The sequence below is a fragment of the Nonomuraea sp. 3N208 genome (assembly GCF_052245935.1).
GTDB lineage: Bacteria > Actinomycetota > Actinomycetes > Streptosporangiales > Streptosporangiaceae > Nonomuraea.
In genome coordinates this window covers 352,269-372,428 of sequence record NZ_JBQQBR010000001.1, presented here as the reverse complement: position 1 = coordinate 372,428, position 20,160 = coordinate 352,269, and the positions used below count along the sequence as shown (strand labels likewise).

The window sequence follows — 20,160 nt, the reverse complement described above, 5'->3', positions numbered from 1 at the left end:
GCCTGGGGTTTTTCGTCCTCACTGAGTCTCGCAACCTCTCGCCGGTACGTGCTCGAAAAAACCAGACACGCGTGTGGCGCATGGGAATTAGTCCGGCTGGGTAATTGGAACACAACCCGTACCAGATCGGCCAACAGAACATATCCCATCACACGCGCCCAACGCAGCACACCTGGGCGCATTTCGCCGTACACGATCTCAGGCGGGCCGGAAGGAATCCCGCTCGACCGGTGCCGCGTGCTTCACCATGAGATGCCGCGTCACCGAGTACTCCAGGACCGCCTCCTGGCTCATGTCCTTGCCGAACCCGCTGCCCTTCACCCCGCCGTGCGGCGCCTCGCTGGCGATGGGCAGATGGTCGTTCACCCAGGTCACCCCTACGTCGAGCCGGTGGGAGACGCGCATCGCCCTGGACACGTCACGCGTCCACACCGAGGAGGCCAGGCCGTAGGTGGTGTCGTTGGCCAGCCGGACCGCCTCGTCCTCGCCGTCGAACGGCAGCACCACCAGGACCGGCCCGAACAACTCGCCCTGCACGATCTCACTGTCCTGTGAGACATCCGTGACCAGCGTGGGCGGGTAGAAGAACCCGGGGCCGTCGCCGGGGACGCCGCCATGCAGCACGTGCCCTCCGGAGCGGGAGACGAACCCGTGCACCCGCTCCCGGTGGGCGGCCGAGATCAGCGGCCCGATATCCGTCGCCGGGTCCCACGGGTCGCCGAAGGAAATTTCGGCAAGAGTTGCCCGGAGCGCCTCCACCGCGTCGTCGAAGACCTCCCTGGCGACGTAGACGCGGGTGGCGGCCGTGCAGTCCTGACCGGTGTTGTACGTCGCGCCCATGGCCACGCCGCGGGCCGTCTCTGCCAGATCGGCGTCCTCGAAGACCAGCGCCGGCGCCTTGCCGCCGAGCTCCAGGTGCACCCGCTTGAGTGTGGCGGCCGCGCCGGACATCACGGCCCTGCCGGTCTCCGTGGAGCCCGTGACGCTCACCATGTCCACATCGGGGTCGCCGACCAGCGCCTGCCCGACCTCGGCGTCCCCGGTGACCGCCTGGACCAGCCCCTCCGGGGCACCTGCCTTGGCGAACAGCTCGGCCAGCCGCAGCGTCGTGCGCGGCGTCTGCGGGGCCGGCTTGATCACTACCGCGTTGCCCGCGGCCACCGCTGGGCCGACCTTCCACACGGCCATGACGAACGGGAAGTTCCACGGCGCGATCGACCCCACCACCCCGACGGGACGGCGCAGCATGACCGAGGTGTAGCCGGGGCTGAACACCCCGGCGCCGGAGCCGTCGAGCGAACGGGCGGCGCCGGCGAAGAAGCGCAGGTTGTCCACGGCGAACGGCAGCTCACCGTCCCTGAACACCGCCGCCGGCTTGCCGGTCTCCTCGACCTCGAGCCTGGTCAGCTCCTCGGCGTCGGCCTCAACGAGGTCGGCCAGGCGCAGCAGCAGCCGCGCGCGCTCGGCGGGGGTGGCCTGCGACCACTCCTCGTACGCGGCACGCGCCCCCCGTACGGCCGACGCCACACCCTCCACCGGCGTGTCCGTAATTTCGGCACACGGGAGCCCGGTGGCGGGGTTGATCAGTTCACGCATGGAAAACATGTCCTCACTGGCCGAGCTGCTCGATCAGGTCGGCGGCCTGGCGCAGGCCGTCGCGACGCCGGATCTCCTCGCCCGCGGCGGCGAGCCGCGCCCGCAGCTCGGTGTCGCCGAGCAGCCGCGCGATCGCGCCGGTCAGTTCCTCGTCGGTGAAGGTATAGGTCGAAAGCCTGACACCATAGCCCATTTCATCGACCCGCTGGGCGTTGTCGTACTGGTCCCAGAAGAGCGGCAGCAGGATCATCGGCTTGCCGAAGTGCAGCGCCTCGGTGGTCGTGTTGTTGCCGCCGTGGGTGATGACCAGGTCGCACTGCGGGATGATCTTGGTCTGCGGGAGGAACTCCGCGCCCCACATGTTGTCGGCGAGCTTGATCTCCGCGTGCAGCGGGCCCTTGGAGACGATGTACTGGTGGGGCGTGGTGGCCAGCACGTCGATCACCCGCTGCATGAGCTCCACGTCGGAGGAGCCGAGCGAGCCGAGCGAGAAGTAGATCAGCGAGCCGTTGTTGCGCTGGAAGGGCAGCGTGAAGTCCTCGTCGGTCTCCCGGACCGAGGAGTCGAGCCGGTGCCAGGTGGCGCCGAGCGGGCGGGCGTCGGTGTAGTCGAGGATCTCCGGGTAGACGTAGAGGTTCAGGTCGCCTTGGTGGATGAAGTCGAGGTCGGGCAGCGGCTCGGTGCCCTGCTCGACGCACCACTCGTTGAAGGCGCTCCACAGCTCGCGATGGGTGCGGTCGTACTCGGCGCGGAAGGCGTCCCACTCGGCGCGATCGGCGGCGGGCAGACCGGAGAAGACCGGCGCGATGCCCTCGCCGCGCACCTCCAGCGGGTTGCAGGAGACGATGCGGACGAACTTCTTGCCCGCCGTCAGCAGCGCCGGGAACGTGATCACGTTGTCCTCGACGATCACATCCGGGTCCACCCGCTCGATGATGGCCTTGAGCTGCGGCTCGCAGTACTTCACGCCGTCGATCAGCTCGGCCCAGATGGGCGCGGTGACGGTCTCGAGCTGCTCCTTCGTGCTCTTGCGGTATTCGGGCGCGGTCTCGCGGATGAAGTCCTTCCAGAACTGGCCCGGGTCTTGCTCAGCGCCTCCAGTGGCGTCCTCGGCTGGAGGCGCGAGATCGACCAGATCCTCCTCGAAACCGAGCGCCTCCAGCTTGCCCTTCCACGACGCCTCGGCGGCGAAGACGACGCGGTGGCCGCGGCGGCGCAGGATGTCGCCGATGCCGATGGAGTTGTTGGTCGGGCCGTACGCGCTTTCCGGCATGAACAAGATCGTGAGAGACATCGACACTCCGGGGGTCTTCAGCGAGTTGAAGGGGAATTCAAAAACGTATCTAGCGTGAAGGTCAAGTTAAGTGCACTATGGTCACGGCTAACTGAACGGTGAGCGAAGACGTGAAGGTGGTGTGGGTGGCCAAGCGCAAGAGCCGGAGCGACCGCCGTCTCGACTTGATCGAGGCCGCGCGCAAGGCCATCGTGCGCCACGGCATCGACCGCGTGCAGCTCTCGCACGTCGCCGAGGAGGCCGGGCTGACCTCCGGCGCCGTTCTCTACCACTACCCCGATCTCGGGGAGCTGCTGGTCGAGGCGCAGCACGCGGGGATGGAGCGCTTCTACGAGCAGCGGATGCGCCGGCTGGCCGACTTCACCGACCAGGCCGAGAAGCTGGTGGTCACGATCAGGTCGGGGCTGCCGACCGGGCCGCTCGACCCGGACGTGCGCCTGCTCAACGAGCTGGGCGGGGCCGCGGGCCGCAACCGGGTCTACGGCGTGCTGCTCACTTCGCTCTACGACCGCCAGGTGTCGATGTACCAAGCGATCCTGGACACGGGAGCCGCGCTCGGTGTGTTCCGACTGAGCTCGAACTCCCTGACGATCGCGCGCAACCTGGTGGCCTTGGAGGATGCGTACGGTTACCGCATCACGGCCAGGCACCCGATGATCGGCCCGGATGAGGCGGCGGAGCTGATCCTTTCGTACGCCCGCGCGGCCACGGGCAACGACCTGGCATTCTGACCGGCTGATTGGTCGGCTCACTGGTCGACCGCCATGATCACGGCGTCCTCGGCGTTCCAGCGCACCTTGACCTTGGCGCCCGCCTGCATCGAGCTCGCCCCCTGCACGGCCACCAGCAACGGCTTGGGCTGTCCGGGCACGTCCACCGAGATGTGCGACACGCCGCCGTAGAAGCTGACGTCCAGGACGCTGCCCGCCAGGCCCCTGACCGCGCTCTCGTCGGCAAGCTCAACGTTCTCCGGGCGCACCGCCAGCAGGGCCGCGGAGCCCCCGGCGAGCTCCGTCAGCGGGGTGCCCGGCAACATGCCGAACTTCTCGCTCTTGAGCGCGTCCATGCCGCTCGCTGTCCCACGGAAGAGGTTGTTGGCGCCGACGAAGTCGGCCACGAACGGCGAGCGCGGCCGCTCGTAGAGCGGGACCGGCTCGTCCACCTGGCGCACCCTGCCGCTGTCGAAGACCGCGATGCGGTCGGCCAGCGACATGGCCTCCTCCTGGTCGTGGGTGACGACCACGAACGTGATGCCGACCTCGTGCTGCAGCCGCTTGAGCTCCAGCTGCATGTCGGCACGGACCTTCTTGTCCAGGGCCGACAGGGGCTCGTCGAGCAGCAACAGGCGGGGCCGCTTGACGATGGAGCGGGCCAGCGCGACCCGCTGCCGCTGCCCGCCGGACAGCTGCGCGGGCTTGCGGTTCGTGTGCTGGGAAAGGCCCACGGTCTCCAGCACCTCGCCGACACGCTGCTTGATCTCGTGGCGGGACAGGCGCTCGCGCTCCAGCCCGTACGCCACGTTCTTGGCGACGGTCATGTGAGGAAACAGCGCGTACGACTGGAACATGAGGCTGATCGGCCGCCGGTTGGGCGCCTTGGACAGCAGGTCGTCCCCATCGAGCGTCACCCTGCCCGCGTCCGGCGTCTCGAACCCGGCGACGATGCGCAGCAACGTCGTCTTGCCGCAGCCGGATGGCCCCAGGAGGGCGAAGAACTCGCCTTGCTCGATCTGGAGCGAGACGTCGTCGAGCGCGGTGACGTTCCCGAACCTGCGGCTGATGCCGTCAATCTTCAGCATGTGACTTCTCCCCGATCTTGGTCAGCCGCTGCCCGGCGATCACCGCCGTGAAGCTCAGCAGGAGCAGGATCGCGGCCAACGCGTTGATCTTCGGGGTCACCCCGAAACGGATCATTGAGTAGATCACGATCGGCAGCGTCGGCTCGTCGTTCCCGATCGTGAAGAAGGCGATCACGAACTCGTCCACCGACAGCGTGAACGCCAGCAGCGCGCCCGCGACGATGCCGGGCGTCAGCTGCGGTAGCGTGATCTTCAAGAACGTGACCACCGGCCCGGCCCCGAGGTCGCGCGAGGCCTCCTCCAGTGAGGAGTCGGCGCCCACGAGCCTGGTGCGCACCACCGCCGCGACGAACGCCATCGAGAACAGCGCGTGCGAGAGCATCACCGAGTGCAGACCGAGCGTCAAGTCGATCAGGCCGTAGAAGAGCATCAGCCCGATCGCCAGCACCAGGTCGGGCAGCACGGCCGGCATCATCGCCAGCGCGTCCAGGGCCTTCGACCGGGTGTACCGGAGCAGGCCGACGGCCAGCAGGGTGCCGAGCACGGTCGCGATCGCCGTCGAGCCGGCGGCCACGACGAGTGTGTTGACCACGCCGGTCCTGATCCGTTCGTCGGCGGCCAGCTCGCCGTACCACTTGAGGCTGAACCCCTCGTAGGTGTAGGCCGACCTGCCGGAGTTGAACGACATGACCACCAGCACGACGATCGGCAGGTAGAGGAAGACGTACGTGGCCCAGAACGGGACGTACAAGACCTTGGACCTACGCACGGCGGGCCGCCCATGCCTGTGCGAGCAGCAGCACGACCAGCACCGCGATGAGCGCCAGCGTCACCGTCGAGGCGAACGGCCAGTCGCGCGCCTTCAGGAACTCGTTGCGGACCACATTGCCGACCATCAGCGTCTTGCTGCCGCCGAGCATCTCGGGAATGACGAAGTTCCCGAAGCTCGGCACGAACACGAACATGCACCCGGTCAGCACGCCCGGCACAGTGAGCGGCAGCGTCACCTTGCGGAACGTCGTGAACCCGGAGGCGCCGAGGTTGGCCGAAGCCTCGCGCAGCTGCGGGTCGAGCTTCTCGATGGCCGCGTACAGCGGCAGTACCATCAGCGGCAGATACGAGTAGAGCAGGCCGACCACGATCGTTCCCTGCTTGTAGAGCAGCTCCAGCTGCGTGCCGAGCACCGAGTTCACCAGGCCGGGCCCGCTGAGCAGGATGATCCAGGCGTAGACCCGGATGATGAAGTTCGTCCAGAACGGCAGCACGATGGCGACCAACGCGGCCGTCTTCCACCTGGACGGCAGCTGGGCGATCACGTAGGCCGTCGGATAGCCGAGCAGCAGGGCGATCAGCGTCGTCAGGGCCGCGATCTGCAGGGAGTCGCCGAGCACGCCCAGGTAGAGCGGGTCGAGCAAGCGGGCGAAGTTCTCGGTGGTGAACTCGTACACCACGCCGCCGAAGCGCCCGCGCTGGAACACCGTGTAGCTCAGCACCAGTGCCAGCGGCACCAGCAGCAGCACGACGAGGTACGCCAGCCCGGGCGAGAGGAAAACGAACGCACCCAGCCGACGTCCCCGGGAACGGGGCGCCGGCCGGGCCTGTGTTTCAGACTTCACCGCGACTACGACTGTGTCGCGACTTCGCTAGACAGACGGGTGTACTTGGTCGACGACGGGCCCAGGTCGACGATCACCTCACCGTTGAGCAGCTCAGCGGGCTTGATGCCGAGCAGCGAACCCTCGGGGACCTGCACCCGCTCCATGGCGGCCTTGTTGGGGACCTTGTAGTTGATGTTCTCGGCGGCCCAGCTGTGGATCTCGGGGTCGAGGATGAAGTTGATCAGGGCGTGCGCCGCCTCCTTGTTCTTGGAGGACTTCATGATCACCATGGTGTCCACCCAGAGATCGCTGCCCTCCTTCGGCAACGCGAACTTGATGTTCTTCTCCGAGGTCGGGCACCAGCCGTCCCACGCCTCGACCATGACGGCCTCGCCGGACTTCAGCTTGTCGCCGAACGTGGTGTCGTCGTAGGCGAGCAGGTGGGGCTTGGCCGCGAGCAGCAGCTCCTTGGCCTTGGCGATCTCCTGGTCATTGTCGGAGTTGACCGAGTAGCCGAGCGCCTTGAGCGCGGGCAGGGCCAGCCAGCGCTCGGTGGTCATCATGGTGACCTTCTTGTCGGCCCAGGCCGGCGGCTTCAGAATGTCGTTCCAGCTCGTCGGCGGGGTCTTCGCCAGGTCCGAGCGGTAGCAGATGCCGGTGGTGCCCCAGGTGTAGGGCACGGAGTACTTGTTGCCCTTGTCGTAGGCGAGCTGGGTGGCCTCGGGGTAGAGGTTGGCCAGGTTGGGGATCAGCTCGGGATGGATCGGCTCCAGCAGGCCCTGCTCGTTGAGCGCCTGGGCGTACTGGCCGGACACGAACGCCACGTCGATGCCGCTGTCACCGGAGGGGGTGAGCTTGGCCATCGCCGTCTCGTTGGTGTCGTGGAAATTGATCTTCACGTCCTTGACCTTGAGCTTCTCCTTGGCCTTCGCGGGGAGCTCCTCGGGCGTGTAGCCCTCCCAAACCGTGATCTGAAGCGATTGCTGCGTCAGGTCCGCGTCGGGCTTGAGTTCGGCCTTGGCCGCGGTCGTGCCTTGGGGGCTGGTCGACGACTCACCACCGCACGCCGCGACGGCGAGCGCGAGGCCGGCCGCCGCCACGGCGGCCGGAAGACGACGGGTGAACCGGATACGGGACACGGCCGCTACTCCTTCTGGATGTGCGTTGAACAAGGGGTCGCGCGACCTTACCGGACACAGCAGACCAGACCAGGAGTGTTGCAGCAGATATCAACATGAGCAAGACTTTTCCCCACATTGCGACCAGGAAGTTTGCTCTTCGTGTTGAATTGGCCTTCAATAGCCCAGAGATTGATCTATCTCGGTGAGAAACCTCTTACCGCCCGAGACCGCGGGTTCACCGCCGCCCTTGTGACGGTGTTGGAGGGTGAGGCGCCGCCGCCGTTCGGCGTACGCCGCTTCCTTCCATTGCCCACCCTCTCGTACGAGCGGGGGGATCTCCAAACCGGGATCCCCGCCGAGCGTGACTTCGGGGCCCATGTGGACCAGACCAACTACTCGGTCGTGGTGGATGAGAAGGTCGTCGTCAAGTGGCTGACGCCGCCGGTGCCGCTCCCGCATCCTGCCCCTGAGATCTTCGCCCACCTCGTGGAGGCGGGCTTTGACGACACCGCCCCGCCTTACGCGGCTCTGACCGGGCCGGTGGACGGGCGCGACTGCCTCCTGGCCCTGGTGACCGGCTACCTCCCCGAGGCGAGGGACGGCTGGGAATGGTGCGTGGACGAGGCCGAAGCAGGCACGACCGCCTTCGCCGCCGACCTCGGCCGCCTCGCCGCCGACCTCCACCTCGCTCTCGCCACCCTCCCCACCCCGCCCGACGCACCTACTGACCCCGCCGCCTGCCTCTCCAGCACCGGCGCGGCGGAGCGAGGCGCAACGCACGCATCGAGCGCCCGGACGGCGGCCAGGGCGGAGGCGGCCCTGGCCGAGGCGCTGGAACTCACGGACGGCGAGGACGGGCGCTGGCTGGCAGCACGGGCCGAGCACCTGGCACGCGAGCTGACCCCCCTGGCCCAGCCGATCACCAGCCCGCCCATCAGGATCCACGGCGACCTCCACGTGGGCCAGATACTCAAATGGCGAGACGGCTACGCGGTCATCGACTTCGACGGCAACCCCACCGTCACGGACGCGGACCCGCACCAGCCCTGCGCCAGGGACGTGGCACAGCTGACGACCAGCCTCGAGCACGTGGCCCAGGTGGCGATCAAGAGACGGAACACCCCACCCGAAGACGCAGCGTCGTGGACGGCCAAGGCCCGTGCGATCATGCTGACTGCCTACAAGGCCCGTCTGGCCGCGAGGAACCGCACGGACCTCCTGGATGAGACCCTGATCCGTCCGTTCGAGGTCGAGCAGGAGTGCCGCGAGCTGATCTACGCCGCCCGCCACCTCCCCCGCTGGCGCTACGCCCCCATGGGGGTCCTCCACACCTGGTACCCCGAGGAGAACATCTCGTGAATTCTGAGCTCTACCTTTCCGACCTGGAGTCCAAGCCGGAGTCCCTGGCAGCCCTGGCCGACGCCCTGATCAGGGAAGACCCCTTCGAGAAGCTCCCGCAGAGCACCACGAGGGTGCTGTTCCTCGGCATGGGCAGCTCCCGGTACGCCGCCGGGGTGGCGGCCCTGCGCCTGCGCGCCGCCGGCGTCGACGCGTACGCCGACTACGCCTCGGCGGCGGCCACGTACCCGCCTTCGAAGGACACGCTGGTGATCCCGATCTCGGCGACCGGTGGCAGCAGGGAGACCCTGGACGCGACCGAACGCTACGCGGCAGGCCCGGCGTTCGTGGCGGCTCTCACTAACGCGCCCGGTTCGCCCCTGGCCGAGAGCGCCGACCTAGTGATCCCGATGCATGCGGGCGAGGAACGCGGCGGCGTGGCCTGCCGCACGTTCCAGCACACCCTTGTGCTCCTCCTGGCCCTGGAGGCAAAGCTGACGGGAGCGCACCGCGACGTGCCCGCCCTGATCAAGAAGAGCGCGGAGGCCACGACGGACCTTCTGGAGCGCCGGGACGAGTGGCTCCCCCTGGCCATGGAGCTGCTGGACGGCCCCCACGGCGTCTACACGATCGCCCCGGCCGAGCGCCTGTCCTCGGCCGAGCAGTCGGCGCTGATGCTCAGGGAGGGCCCGCGCCGTCCGGCCGACGCCTGCGAGACGGGCGACTGGGCGCACGTGGACGTGTACCTGACCAAGACTCTCGACTACCGCGCCCTGCTCTTCCCCGGCTCACGCTATGACGCCCAGGCCATGGACTGGGTACGGGAGCGCGGGTCCACCGTGATCACCGTGGGCGCCGAGGTGCCGGACGCCGTGGCGGCCGTCCGCTACGTGCACGATGACGACCGGGACGTGGCGCTGCTGACCGAGACGCTGGTGGCCGAGCTGGTGGCCGCGTACTGGTGGAATCAGTGAGCCCGCACGGCGAGGGCGTGCTCCACGAGCGTGATGAGCGTGCGTTTGACCGCCTCCCGCTGCCTGGCGTCCGTCCGGACGATCGGCACGTGGGCTGAGAGCGTGAGCGCCTCCCGCACCTCGCTCTCGATGTGCGGGAACTCGCCGTTCCAGCCGTTCAGCCCGACCACGAACGGTATCCCCGACTCCTCGAAGTAGTCGACGGCCGGGAAGCTGTCGGCCAGCCGCAGCGAGTCCACGAGCACCACGGCTCCGATGGCCCCGCGGACGAGGTCGTCCCACATGAACCAGAACCGGTGCTGTCCGGGCGTGCCGAACAGGTAGAGGATCAGGTCGTTGTCGAGCGTGAGCCGGCCGAAGTCCATGGCCACGGTGGTGGTGGTCTTGCCGGGCGTGTGCTCGAGGTCGTCGATGCCCTGGGAGGCCTCGGTCATCACCGCTTCAGTGGTCAGCGGCATGATCTCCGAAACCGCGCCCACAAATGTGGTCTTCCCCACACCGAACCCGCCTGCCACGACGATCTTCGTGGAGGTGAGCCGGCTAGAGCCTGCGAAGTCCACTTAAAACCCTTTCGAGCAGGCCCCTGTCCGGCAGTCCTGCCTCCAACTGCGGCTGGTACACCTTGACCAGCCCGTCCGCCTCCATGTCGGCGACCAGCACCCGCGCGACGCCGAGCGGGACGCTCAGCAACGCGGAGATCTCCGCCACGGACCTGACCTGACGGCACAGCTCGCTGATCGCACGGTATTCGCGGGCGTAGGTCGGGCCGAGCTGGGCCGAGGTGGCAGACGATACCAGTGCCTCCATGGCGAGGTTGCTGCGCGGAGCGGTCCTGCCGCCCGTGACGGCGTACATCCGGACCAGCGAGCTGCGCTCGGCCTCCGGCTCCCCGTTATGCCACGATGCCACGACTGCTCCTCATCGCTGCGCCCCTCTGGTCTCGCCCCGCGAGACGGTCCTGTGATGGATGTCCTCGCTTCGCCGCGGATCCATCACAGGCGCCCTGCAGAAAGCTCAGCGCGCACGGCCGGCGTCAGCACCTGTCCGGCGCGCTCGACCAGAATCGTCATCTGGTACGCCACCAGCCCCATGTCGCAGTCGGGCGCGGCCAGCACCGCCAAGGAGGATCCGTCGCTGATCGACATCACCAGCAGCAACCCGCGGTCCATCTCGACGAGGGTCTGGGTGACGCTTCCGCCTTCGAAGACCCGCGCGGAGCCATGGGTGAGGCTGACGAGCCCGGCGGCGATGGCGGCCAGTTGGTCGGCGCGGTCCTTGGGGAAGCCTCGGGAGAACGCCATGGGCAGCCCGTCGGCGGAGACGACCACGGCGTGCGCGACGCCGGGGACCTCGTCGACGAAGCTGCTGACCAGCCAGTTCATGTCCCTGGCGGCTTGGCTCAGCTCCTTCATGAGTCCTCCTCGAGCTCTGATCGACCCTTGCGCACACCCTGCTGGTAGCTGGCCAGCCTGTTACGCAGGCGATCAGGGGACAGCGGAGGAGCGGAAGCGGGCGGCGGCTTCAGGTTTGCGGTGCCCGGTACCAGATTCGCTCTCGGCGTCCGCTTCGGCAAGCCAGAGTTTGTGGTCCCGCCCTGTGCGGGCTCCGCGGTCGCACCGGCGGCCTGCCAGCCCTGGTCGGCGGGTGACGACCAGGCGGGGTCCCGGTGGTCGGCGGTGGGCGCCGGCTTGGTGAACCAGCTGCCGTCCTCCACGGACGCGAAGATCGGAAGGAACTCGTCCTTGGAGGCCGCCGGTGTGGCGAACGAGGGAGACGACTCTAGGGACGCCGAGCCGGTGCTCGTGTGCGGCGAGCTGAACCACGACGACGGCTCGGGCGCGGGCGGCGCGACGTCGAACGACGGGTGCCCGGGACCGAAGGACGGCTGCCCCTGCCGCGGCACCGGCACGTCGCCCTGGAACCCCGAGCCGAACGACCCGGACCCGAACGACTCCGACTCGAACGACCCGGACCCGAACGACTCGGACGCGAACGGCTGGGAGCCGAACGGTTCCGACGCGAACGGCTCGGGCGCGAACGGCTGCGGCTCCGAGGTGAACGGCTCCGACCCGAACGACTGGGACCCGTACGACGGCTCCGAGCCGAACGACTGGGACCCGTACGACGGCTCCGAGCCGAACGGCTGCCGGGCCGGCGGCTGCGTGGTGGGCGTCTGGGTGGCAGGCGGCATGGCGGGCATCGTGCCGGGCATGGCGGTGAGCAGCATCGGCGGGATGAGCACCATGGCGGTCAGCCCGCCGATGTCCTGGCGACGCAACTGGACCCGGATGTTGTGCCGCAGCGCCAACCGGCCGACCACGAACAACCCCATACGCCGCGACACCGACACGTCCACCACCGGCGGGTTGGCCAGCCGCCAGTTCGCCTCGCCCAGCTCCTCTTGGCTCATGCCGATGCCGTTGTCGGTGACGGACAACATCAGCGAACCGCCGTCGATGCGGCTGCTGGAGATGATGACCTTCGTGTCCCGCGAGGAGAACGAGACCGCGTTCTCGATCAGCTCGGCCAGGAGGTGCACCGTGTCGGTGACGGCCTGCCCCGCGATGGCGACGTCCGACTGCACCTGGATGCTGACCCGGTCGTAGCTCTCGACCTCGCCGAGCGCGGCACGCACGATGTCCATCAGCTCGACCGGCTCGCTCCACTTGCGCGCGGCCTCCTGCCCGGCCAGGACGAGCAGGTTCTCGCTGTTGCGGCGCATGCGGGTGGCCAGGTGGTCGAGTTTGAACAGGTCGCCGAGCCGGGCGTCGTCACGCTCGCCCCGCTCCAGCTTCTCGATCAGCGTCAGCTGCCGCTCGACCAGCGTCTGGCTGCGCCTGGACAGGTTGACGAACATCGCGTTGACGTTGGCGCGCAGCCGCGCCTCGTCACCGGCCAGCCGCACGGCCTCGCGGTGCACCTCGTCGAAGGCGCGGGCGAGCTCGCCGACCTCGTCCTTGGAGAAGATCCCGATGGGCGGCACCTCGGCGTCGATCGTGCCGTCGCGGGACTCGCGCACGTGCTGGACGAACGCGGGCAGCCGCTTGCCGGCGATCTCCAGGGCCTCGCCGCGCAGCCGGCGCAGCGGCCGCACAAGCGACCTGGCCACCCCGGTGGTGATCAGCAACACGGCCACCATCAGCGCGAGCACGGCGCCCGCGGTCACGAACGCGCGCTGCCGCTCGTCCGCGCTGAGCGCCTCGCTGCGTGCCACGATGCCGCGGGCCTGGCGGTCCTCGACCTTGCGTATGGAGTCGACGATGACCTTGGACGCCTCGTACCACTCCTTGGCGTCGTCGCGCTTGCCCAGGTCGAGGCCGCGCAGCGGCAGCCCGTTCGTGGCCCTGATCAGCACCAGCTCGCGCAGGAACAACATGCGGTCGGCGGTGTTGCCGTTGACGGTCTCGTCGAAGAAACGGCGCTCCTCGGCGGTGGCCTCGGCCATGAAGCCCTCGCGCTCGTTGGTCTCCTTGGACTGCTCGCCGAGGAAGCGCTTGAGCTGGTCCTGGTCGAATGCCCCCTCCACCAGCACCACCGTGACCAGCGCCTGCTGGTAGGAGACGCTCTCCTTGGCCCGCGCCAGCGCGTCGAGCATGCGGGTCTGGCGGAACAACTCGTCGTCGGCGCTGCCCTTGATCAGCTCGTTGTGCACGGAGAGCAGGTCGTTGATCACCTTCGTGTAGAGCTCGACGGCGGGGCCAGGCAGGAGGTTGGCGTCCAGCGCCTGCTTCCGCAGGGCCGACAGGTCGTCGAGGCGGTTGAGCAACTGCTCGAGCTGGTCGGCGGTACGGCCGGTGACGTCGACCGCCAGCTGCTTGGCGATGTCGCGCACGTCCTTGGCCGCCAGGTCCACCTCGGCCATCTGGCCCTGCACCTCGGCCAGCCCGCTCGCGGGCCGGTTCCGCGCGATGTACCAGGCGGTCCTGGCGCGTTCTCCGGAGACGGCGTGGGTGAGCGCGCCCAGTTCCTCCGACAGCTGGGCGAACTGGTTCGTCCGTGCGAAGTCGCCGGCCGCGGCCGTCGAGGCGAGCACCTGGATGCCGCCCAGCAGCACGGCGGCGGCCGTCGGAATCAGGATCAGGGCGACGAGCCGTGCCCGGACACGCCAATTTCGCAGGCGCCAGTTACCCTCGCTGGCCTGCCTCTGGCCCAGCTCTGTACTCACCGAACGCACCTCGCCCGGATCGGCGTATTTGTCGGGGTGCTGTGTCCCCTGAGGAAATCAGCAAGTGCCGGTAATTGGAACACATCACACGCTGGGGAGGCTACCCGAACATAACTTGGCAAAATTGAAGTTCTGTGATTGATGGGACAAACCTGGAACTCCATCTAGCAAGTCCAAGAAGTCAGAAATAAACCTACAACTCGCCCCATGTCTACATATGGGCGATTTGAACGTTTCAACCGCATAACACGCAGGAAGCACCCCGGTCTCCGGACGGTCACAGCGTTGAGATTGACGTTATTCACCACATATGTTGAGCCCGGCAAACGAGGAGGCGAGTGTGGGGGATTCTCCCGACAGCGCGACAATCACCGTTGAGGGCCTTTGGAAGATCTTCGGGTCCAGGGCGCAAAAGGTGCTGGACAGCGAGGACCGGCATCTCGAACCCGCCGCGCTACGAGGGAAGACCGGCTGCACCGCCGCCGTCAGGGACGTGAGCTTCGAGGTGCGCCCCGGCGAGGTCTTCGTGGTCATGGGCCTGTCGGGCAGCGGCAAGTCCACCCTCGTACGCTGCCTCACCCGGCTCATCGAGCCCAGCGCGGGCGAGATCAGGATCGGCGGCGAGGACATCGGCCGCGCCTCCCCCGCCCGGCTCCGCGAGATCCGCCGCCATCAGGTCAGCATGGTCTTCCAGCACTTCGGCCTGCTGCCGCACCGCAAGGTGATCGACAACGTGGCGTACGGCCTGGAGATCCAAGGCACGCCCAAGGCGGCCAGGCACGCGCGGGCCGGGGAGATCCTCTCGCTCGTCGGCCTCGACGGATACGCCGACGCCTACCCGGACCAGCTCTCCGGCGGCATGCAGCAGCGCGTCGGCCTGGCCAGGGCCCTGGCCGTCGACCCGCAGGTGATGTTGTTCGACGAGCCGTTCAGCGCGCTCGACCCGCTGATCAGGCGGGACATGCAGGCCGAGGTGATCCGCCTGCACCGCGAGGTCGGCAAGACGATGGTGTTCATCACCCACGACCTGTCCGAGGCGCTCAAGCTGGGCGAGCGGATCGCGATCATGCGGGCCGGCTCGATCGTGCAGCTCGGCACTCCGGAGGAGCTGGTGGGCGCGCCGGCCGACGACTACGTGTCCGACTTCATCCGCGACGTGCCCAGGAGCCACGTGCTGACGCTGCGCTGGATCTGCCGCGACCCGGAGCCCGGTGAGCCGCTGGACGGGCCGGAGGTACCGGCCACCACGGTCATCAAGGACGCGATCGGCCTGGCCTCCGCCTCGTCCCGTCCGATCAAGGTGGTGGACGGCGGCGAGCTGGTGGGCGTCGTGGACCGCGTGGACCTGCTGACCTTCCTCTCGGGGCAGGACGTCCCGGTCAAGGCGGGCGCATGAGCAGTACCACTGCTGTCAGCGCGCCTTCGAGGGTAAAACTGCCCTGGTGGGCGGCGCCGGCGGGGGCCGCCGTGCTGTTCGCGGCGGCGTACCTGGTCTTCCGCGGCACGGGGACGCTGCCGCACGACAAGGAGGCGCCGCAGTTCCTGGCCGTCACCGAACTGCGCGAGTGGATCGACGACCACCGCAACGACAACCCGCTCTTCCTGTACTTCCTCAACTACATCAGGCTCTTCGTCGGCGGGCTCTACGACCTGTTCCACACCACCCTGTACGCCCTCGGCTGGCCTGGCGTCACCGGCGTCATGGGCGCGCTGGCCTGGCTGGCCGGCGGCTGGCGCATCGCATTGCTCGCGGTCGCGGGGGTGAGCGCGTTCGGCTTCCTCGGCCTTTGGGAGTCGAGCGTGGACACGCTGGCCCTGGTCTCGGCGGCGGTGCTGCTGTCGCTGGCGATCGGGATCCCGATCGGCGTCTGGGCCGGGCTGTCGGACCAGGGGCGACGGGCGATCACGCCGGTGCTGGACGTCATGCAGATCATGCCGACGTTCGCGTACCTGGCGCCGCTGGCGTTGTTCTTCCACATCGGCGCGCCGGCCGGGGCCATCGCGACGATGATCTACTCGATCCCTCCGGCCATCCGCATCACCGCGCTGGCCATCTCGGAGGTCTCCCCCACCGCGGTCGAGGCGTCCGGGTCGCTGGGCGCCACCCGCCGACAGACGTTGTTCAAGGTCCACCTGCCGCTGGCCAGGTCCACGATGGCGCTGGCGGTGAACCAGACGATCATGATGGCCCTGTCGATGGTGGTCATCGCGAACCTGATCGCCGCACCGGGCCTGGGCGAGAACATCATCCAGGGCCTGTCGCGAGCGCAGGTCGGCATCATGCTCCCAGCGGGCGTGGCCATCGTGATCATGGCTGTAATGCTTGACCGCACGATGATGGCGGTTTCCCGCCGGGGACCGCACGCCAAGCTCAGCAGGATCGATCTCGCCGCGGCCGGCGTGCTGGGCGTCGCGGGGCTCGCACTCATCCCCGTGCTGCCGCGCATGTGGCCGGAGAGCTGGACGATCAACGTCGTCGCCGAGGTGAACGCCGCCGTACTCTGGGCCGAGACGAGCTGGTATCCCGTCACGACGTTCATCAAAGACCTCGTCACCAACGCCCTGCTCAACCGGCTGGAGTCGGTGCTCACCTCGGCCCCCTGGTGGCTGGTCGCCCTCGCGGTGCTTGTCGTCGCCTGGCGGGTCAGCGGTGTACGCCCGGCGCTGACCGCGCTCGGCTGCCTGCTGGCGATCGCGCTGCTCGGCATGTGGGAGCACGCCATGCAGACGATGACCACGGTCGCCGTCGCGGTGCTGGTCACCCTCGTCATCGGCCTGCTGCTCGGGGTGGCCGCGGCCCGCTCGCCGCGGTATTCGGCCGTGCAGCGTCCCCTGCTGGACGCCGCCCAGACGATGCCAGCCTTCGTGTACCTGCTGCCGGCGCTGGCGTTGTTCGAGACCACCAGGTTCACCGCGATCTTCGCCTCGATCATCTACGCGGTGCCGCCGGTGGTACGCCTGGTCGAGGACGGCATCAAGGCCGTGCCCGCCACGGTGGTCGAGGCGGCGGCCTCGGCCGGCTCGACGCCCGGCCAGCTGCTGTGGAAGGTCCAGCTGCCGATGGCCAGGCGGGCCATCCTGCTCGCCGCCAACCAGGGCATCGTGATGACGCTGGCCATGGTCGTCGTCGGCGGCCTGGTGGGGGCGGGGGCGCTCGGCTATGACGTGGTCCTCGGCTTCTCCCAGCGAACCGACTTCGGGCTCGGCTTCGTGGCCGGCATCGCCACGGTGCTGCTCGGAGTCATGCTCGACCGCATCACGCAGGGCGCAGACAGACGCCCTTCCCCCCGAAAGAGGAAGCTCACATGAAGATACGCCTGCTCGCAGGCCTCCTCGCACTAGGACTCGCCGCCGGCTGCGGCGGGGCCAAGGTCGAGACCTCTCCCAGCTCCACCGCCGCCGCGCCGCAGGGCGGCGCCAGCAGCGCCGCGGGCACCGTCAAGATCGCGATCAACCCGTGGGTCGGGTACGAGGCCAGCGCGAACGTGGTCGCGTACCTGCTGAAGAACGAGCTCGGCTACAACGTCGAGCTGCCCGCGATCAAGGAGCAGCTGGCCTGGGAGGGCTTCGAGACCGGCGACGTCGACGTCATCATCGAGAACTGGGGCCACCCGGACCTGAAGAAGCAGTTCATCGAGGAGAAGAAGGTCGCGGTCGAGGCGGGTTCCACCGGCAACAAGGGCGTCATCGGCTGGTACATCCCGAAGTGGATGGCCGAAAAGTACCCGGACATCACTGACCACAAGAACCTCAACAAGTACGCCGAGCTGTTCAAGACCTCCGAGTCCGGTGACAAGGGCCAGTTGCTGTTCGGCGACCCGTCCTACGTCAGCAACGAGGAAGCCCTGATCAAGAACCTCAAGCTGAACTACAAGGTCGTGGTCGGCGGCAGCGAGGCGGCCCTGATCAAGGGCGCCCAGCAGGCGCAGGCACAGCAGAAGCCGCTGCTGTTCTACTTCTGGGACCCGCACTGGCTGTTCAGCAAGACCGACCTGGTCCGGGTCAACCTGCCCGCCTACACCGAGGGTTGCGACGCCGACCCCAAGAAGGTCGCCTGCGACTACCCGGAGATGGACCTCGACAAGATCGTGAGCAAGAAGTTCGCCGACACCGGCGGCAAGGCCTACGACCTGGTCAAGAACTTCAGCTGGACCAATGAGGACCAGAACGCCGTCGCCGACGACATGACCAACAACGGCATGACCGGCGAGCAGGCCGCCAAGAAGTGGGTGGAGGCCAACACCGCCAAGTGGCAGGCCTGGATCCCCAAGTGACCCCCTCGTGCGATCTCAGAAGTCGGCATGAGATCGCCATGTCACGCTGCGGCCCCCATTTGGCCGGGGGCCGCGGCCGTGGAGACCTCCCATGCGCTTGAAGACGCTCGTCGGGCCGCTGGTCGCGGCCCTGCTCCTGACCGCCTGCACCGGCGAGGAGCCCGAAACCGCCGCCGGGTCCAAGGGGACCGTCAACCTCGACATCCACGCCTGGGTCGGGTACGAGGCCCAGGCCGCCGTGCTGGCCTACCTGCTGGAGCGCGAGCTGGGCTACAAGGTGAACAAGCGGGCGGTTAAGGAAGATCAATCCTGGCGGGATTTCGAATCCGGCAAGGTCGATGTGATCATCGAGAACTGGGGTCACCCGGACCTGAAGAAGGAGTTCATCGAGGAGAAGAAGGTGGCCCTGTCGGCCGGCCTCACCGGGAACAGGGGTGTGATCGGCTGGTACGTCCCCGAGTGGATGGTCAAGAAATATCCCGACATTACGGACTACCGGAACCTCAACAACTACGCACACCTCTTCCGGACCGAAAAAACCGGAAATGCCGGACAAATCCTGGACGGTGATCCGACCTTCGTCACCAATGACGAGGCTCTCGTCAAGAATCTCAAGCTGAATTACAAGGTCGTCTACTCCGGCAGCGAGGACGCGTTGATCAAGGCGGCGCAGAACGCGACCCGGAACCGGACACCCCTTTTGATGTATTTCTACGAGCCGCAATGGCTGTTCAGCAAGGTCAAACTCGTAAAGATCGCGCTCCCCCCGTACGCCGTGGGTTGTGACGCGGACCCGCGGAAGGTGGCCTGCGACTACCCGCCGTACCTGATCGACAAGATCGTCAGCAAGCGGTTCGCGGAGAACGGCGGCAAGGCGTACGAGCTGGTCCGCAACTTCAGCTGGACCAACGACGACCAGAACGCGGTCGCCGGCGACATGATCAATGAGAAGATGACCGCCGAGGAGGCCGCCGCCCAGTGGGTGGCGGAGAACAAGATCGTGTGGAAGGACTGGATCCCCCGCTGAGGTTCGACTACGTCATCGTGGGCGGCGGAAGCACGGGTACGCGCCGGCCAACCGGCTCATCGCCGCCCGCGCCTCCCTCCATCCGGTGCGCTACGGCCGCAACCTCGAAGTCAGGACTCCGGCTTTCGTGGAACGGTTCCTGTTCGAAGGCACAAGGGCGATGGGCGTCCGCATCACCTCCGCGACCGGCCTGACCTACATTCCCGATGAATCAGGCCACGGTTAGATGAAGATCATCAATGTCAATGGACACACCCAAGTTCCCGCCCAGCGCCTCGGCGTAGGCGGCCAGCGTCGACACCTTGATGTTGGAGAGCATCGCCGATTCGATGGCGGACACCCGCTTCTGACTCACGCCCATGCGGTCCGCCACCACCTGTTGCGTCAGCCCCATCCGCCTGCGGATCTCTCCCAGGCGAAGCCCAGCGACTCGACGCGCCGCCCGGCGGCGAATCTCCTCCATTTCACCGGGCGCGTCGAAGATTTCAGCCAGGGCGCTGTCGTCGTGCTTCACTTGCCCTCCTCCTTGCCAGCGAGCCATTGCCGGTAGCGCTCCAGCGCGACGTCGATCAACTCGCTGTAGAACTTCTTGCTGTCAACGTTGCGCTTGTCACCGTGAGACAACAGAAGCACCACCGTCCCGCCATGTGCCACAAAGGCAATGCGCAGCGTGCCGCATGCCCGTAGTTCCTTCAGCCCGATGGACTTGGCAGCCTCCCCTGCCAGACTATCCACGAGCGGTCGACGAAACGCCGGAGCGATCTCCAGGACCACGCTGATCGCCTCGGCGATGTCGCGGGAAAGCTCTGGATCGTCCTTCCGCAAGGTACGCAGCCATTCGCGAACAGGCTCGACGATTTCCAGCTTCCACACTGCACAGCCTCCACGATGTGCACTACAAAGTTATCGTATAAAGAACACATCTATAGTAGTCTCATGCAGTGATCGACACACTACTCTTCGGAACGCTGGAGG

Annotated in this window: 19 protein-coding genes; 7 read left to right on the top strand and 12 right to left on the bottom strand. The window is 67.6% G+C overall.

Features of this window, described 5'->3' with window-relative positions; genetic code table 11:
• Window positions 1-198: 198 nt before the first annotated feature.
• Both ACTWPT_RS01775 and ACTWPT_RS01770 read right to left on the bottom strand, forming a co-directional pair.
• Window positions 199-1,596: an aminobutyraldehyde dehydrogenase gene (locus ACTWPT_RS01775; protein WP_443175425.1), complete on the bottom strand. Its 1,398-nt coding sequence runs from the start codon at window positions 1,594-1,596 to the stop codon at window positions 199-201.
• A 13-nt stretch (window positions 1,597-1,609) separates the two neighbouring features.
• A complete protein-coding gene (locus ACTWPT_RS01770) occupies window positions 1,610-2,890 on the bottom strand; it encodes a glycosyltransferase (protein WP_443175424.1) in 1,281 nt (426 codons plus the stop codon).
• 98 nt (window positions 2,891-2,988) lie between these two features.
• Between ACTWPT_RS01770 and ACTWPT_RS01765 the strand changes: the two genes are divergently transcribed.
• Window positions 2,989-3,621 (top strand): TetR/AcrR family transcriptional regulator, encoded by a 633-nt coding sequence (locus ACTWPT_RS01765; RefSeq protein ID WP_443175423.1) that lies wholly within the window; start codon window positions 2,989-2,991, stop codon window positions 3,619-3,621.
• A 17-nt stretch (window positions 3,622-3,638) separates the two neighbouring features.
• Here the strand turns inward: ACTWPT_RS01765 and ACTWPT_RS01760 are convergent, their stop codons facing one another.
• From ACTWPT_RS01760 to ACTWPT_RS01745, 4 genes are read right to left on the bottom strand one after another with little or no spacing between them, the layout of a single operon-like run.
• Window positions 3,639-4,688 carry an ABC transporter ATP-binding protein gene (locus ACTWPT_RS01760; RefSeq protein ID WP_443175422.1) on the bottom strand — a complete coding sequence of 350 codons (1,050 nt, stop codon included), beginning with the start codon at window positions 4,686-4,688 and terminating at the stop codon, window positions 3,639-3,641.
• The gene (locus ACTWPT_RS01755) at window positions 4,675-5,457 is read right to left on the bottom strand and encodes an ABC transporter permease (protein ID WP_443175421.1); all 783 of its coding nucleotides are present in this window, start codon (window positions 5,455-5,457) and stop codon (window positions 4,675-4,677) included. The genes ACTWPT_RS01760 and ACTWPT_RS01755 overlap by 14 nt, the downstream gene beginning before the upstream one ends.
• A complete protein-coding gene (locus ACTWPT_RS01750) occupies window positions 5,450-6,304 on the bottom strand; it encodes an ABC transporter permease (protein ID WP_443175420.1) in 855 nt (284 codons plus the stop codon). Before ACTWPT_RS01750 ends, ACTWPT_RS01755 begins: the two co-directional genes overlap by 8 nt.
• Before the next feature lie 5 nt (window positions 6,305-6,309).
• The gene (locus ACTWPT_RS01745) at window positions 6,310-7,425 is read right to left on the bottom strand and encodes a polyamine ABC transporter substrate-binding protein (protein WP_443175419.1); all 1,116 of its coding nucleotides are present in this window, start codon (window positions 7,423-7,425) and stop codon (window positions 6,310-6,312) included.
• Window positions 7,426-7,656: 231 nt separating this feature from the next.
• Between ACTWPT_RS01745 and ACTWPT_RS01740 the strand changes: the two genes are divergently transcribed.
• Both ACTWPT_RS01740 and ACTWPT_RS01735 read left to right on the top strand, forming a co-directional pair.
• Entirely contained in the window at window positions 7,657-8,766 is a 1,110-nt protein-coding gene (locus ACTWPT_RS01740; protein WP_443175418.1) for a phosphotransferase, read from the top strand.
• A complete protein-coding gene (locus tag ACTWPT_RS01735) occupies window positions 8,763-9,719 on the top strand; it encodes an SIS domain-containing protein (protein WP_443175417.1) in 957 nt (318 codons plus the stop codon). The genes ACTWPT_RS01740 and ACTWPT_RS01735 overlap by 4 nt, the downstream gene beginning before the upstream one ends.
• Here the strand turns inward: ACTWPT_RS01735 and ACTWPT_RS01730 are convergent.
• The 4 genes from ACTWPT_RS01730 to ACTWPT_RS01715 all read right to left on the bottom strand — a co-directional run bounded on the left by ACTWPT_RS01730 (window position 9,713) and on the right by ACTWPT_RS01715 (window position 13,884).
• Window positions 9,713-10,279, bottom strand: a complete 567-nt coding sequence (locus ACTWPT_RS01730; RefSeq protein ID WP_443175416.1) for a GTP-binding protein — start codon at window positions 10,277-10,279, stop codon at window positions 9,713-9,715. The two genes, ACTWPT_RS01735 and ACTWPT_RS01730, sit on opposite strands and share 7 nt — an antisense overlap.
• On the bottom strand, window positions 10,260-10,574 hold the full coding sequence (locus ACTWPT_RS01725; protein ID WP_327591191.1) for a DUF742 domain-containing protein: 315 nt from the start codon (window positions 10,572-10,574) through the stop codon (window positions 10,260-10,262). Before ACTWPT_RS01725 ends, ACTWPT_RS01730 begins: the two co-directional genes overlap by 20 nt.
• 137 nt (window positions 10,575-10,711) lie before the next feature.
• On the bottom strand, window positions 10,712-11,131 hold the full coding sequence (locus ACTWPT_RS01720; protein ID WP_443175415.1) for a roadblock/LC7 domain-containing protein: 420 nt from the start codon (window positions 11,129-11,131) through the stop codon (window positions 10,712-10,714).
• Complete coding sequence (locus tag ACTWPT_RS01715; RefSeq protein WP_443175414.1) at window positions 11,128-13,884, bottom strand: nitrate- and nitrite sensing domain-containing protein; 2,757 nt, start codon at window positions 13,882-13,884, stop codon at window positions 11,128-11,130. The genes ACTWPT_RS01720 and ACTWPT_RS01715 overlap by 4 nt, the downstream gene beginning before the upstream one ends.
• A 310-nt stretch (window positions 13,885-14,194) precedes the next feature.
• Between ACTWPT_RS01715 and ACTWPT_RS01710 the strand changes: the two genes are divergently transcribed.
• From ACTWPT_RS01710 to ACTWPT_RS01695, 4 genes are all read left to right on the top strand, one after another.
• Window positions 14,195-15,280 carry a quaternary amine ABC transporter ATP-binding protein gene (locus ACTWPT_RS01710; RefSeq protein ID WP_443175413.1) on the top strand — a complete coding sequence of 362 codons (1,086 nt, stop codon included), beginning with the start codon at window positions 14,195-14,197 and terminating at the stop codon, window positions 15,278-15,280.
• The gene (locus ACTWPT_RS01705; RefSeq protein WP_443175412.1) at window positions 15,277-17,193 is read left to right on the top strand and encodes an ABC transporter permease; all 1,917 of its coding nucleotides are present in this window, start codon (window positions 15,277-15,279) and stop codon (window positions 17,191-17,193) included. The genes ACTWPT_RS01710 and ACTWPT_RS01705 overlap by 4 nt, the downstream gene beginning before the upstream one ends.
• Window positions 17,190-18,158: an ABC transporter substrate-binding protein gene (locus tag ACTWPT_RS01700; RefSeq protein WP_443175411.1), complete on the top strand. Its 969-nt coding sequence runs from the start codon at window positions 17,190-17,192 to the stop codon at window positions 18,156-18,158. Before ACTWPT_RS01705 ends, ACTWPT_RS01700 begins: the two co-directional genes overlap by 4 nt.
• A 91-nt stretch (window positions 18,159-18,249) precedes the next feature.
• Window positions 18,250-19,185 carry an ABC transporter substrate-binding protein gene (locus tag ACTWPT_RS01695; RefSeq protein ID WP_443175410.1) on the top strand — a complete coding sequence of 312 codons (936 nt, stop codon included), beginning with the start codon at window positions 18,250-18,252 and terminating at the stop codon, window positions 19,183-19,185.
• A 211-nt stretch (window positions 19,186-19,396) separates the two neighbouring features.
• Here the strand turns inward: ACTWPT_RS01695 and ACTWPT_RS01690 are convergent, their stop codons facing one another.
• Both ACTWPT_RS01690 and ACTWPT_RS01685 read right to left on the bottom strand, forming a co-directional pair.
• Window positions 19,397-19,699: a helix-turn-helix domain-containing protein gene (locus ACTWPT_RS01690; RefSeq protein WP_443175409.1), complete on the bottom strand. Its 303-nt coding sequence runs from the start codon at window positions 19,697-19,699 to the stop codon at window positions 19,397-19,399.
• Window positions 19,696-20,058 carry a type II toxin-antitoxin system RelE/ParE family toxin gene (locus ACTWPT_RS01685; protein WP_443175408.1) on the bottom strand — a complete coding sequence of 121 codons (363 nt, stop codon included), beginning with the start codon at window positions 20,056-20,058 and terminating at the stop codon, window positions 19,696-19,698. Before ACTWPT_RS01685 ends, ACTWPT_RS01690 begins: the two co-directional genes overlap by 4 nt.
• Window positions 20,059-20,160: the final 102 nt, after the last annotated feature.

Coding starts and splice junctions, on each gene's coding strand:
- ACTWPT_RS01775 (WP_443175425.1), bottom strand. CDS start 1,596: ATGCGTGAACTGATCAACCCCGCCACCGGGCTCCCGTGTGCCGAAATT.
- ACTWPT_RS01720 (WP_443175415.1), bottom strand. CDS start 11,131: ATGAAGGAGCTGAGCCAAGCCGCCAGGGACATGAACTGGCTGGTCAGC.
- ACTWPT_RS01725 (WP_327591191.1), bottom strand. CDS start 10,574: ATGTACGCCGTCACGGGCGGCAGGACCGCTCCGCGCAGCAACCTCGCC.
- ACTWPT_RS01710 (WP_443175413.1), top strand. CDS start 14,195: ATGTTGAGCCCGGCAAACGAGGAGGCGAGTGTGGGGGATTCTCCCGAC.
- ACTWPT_RS01695 (WP_443175410.1), top strand. CDS start 18,250: ATGCGCTTGAAGACGCTCGTCGGGCCGCTGGTCGCGGCCCTGCTCCTG.
- ACTWPT_RS01760 (WP_443175422.1), bottom strand. CDS start 4,688: ATGCTGAAGATTGACGGCATCAGCCGCAGGTTCGGGAACGTCACCGCG.
- ACTWPT_RS01705 (WP_443175412.1), top strand. CDS start 15,277: ATGAGCAGTACCACTGCTGTCAGCGCGCCTTCGAGGGTAAAACTGCCC.
- ACTWPT_RS01770 (WP_443175424.1), bottom strand. CDS start 2,890: ATGTCTCTCACGATCTTGTTCATGCCGGAAAGCGCGTACGGCCCGACC.
- ACTWPT_RS01700 (WP_443175411.1), top strand. CDS start 17,190: ATGAAGATACGCCTGCTCGCAGGCCTCCTCGCACTAGGACTCGCCGCC.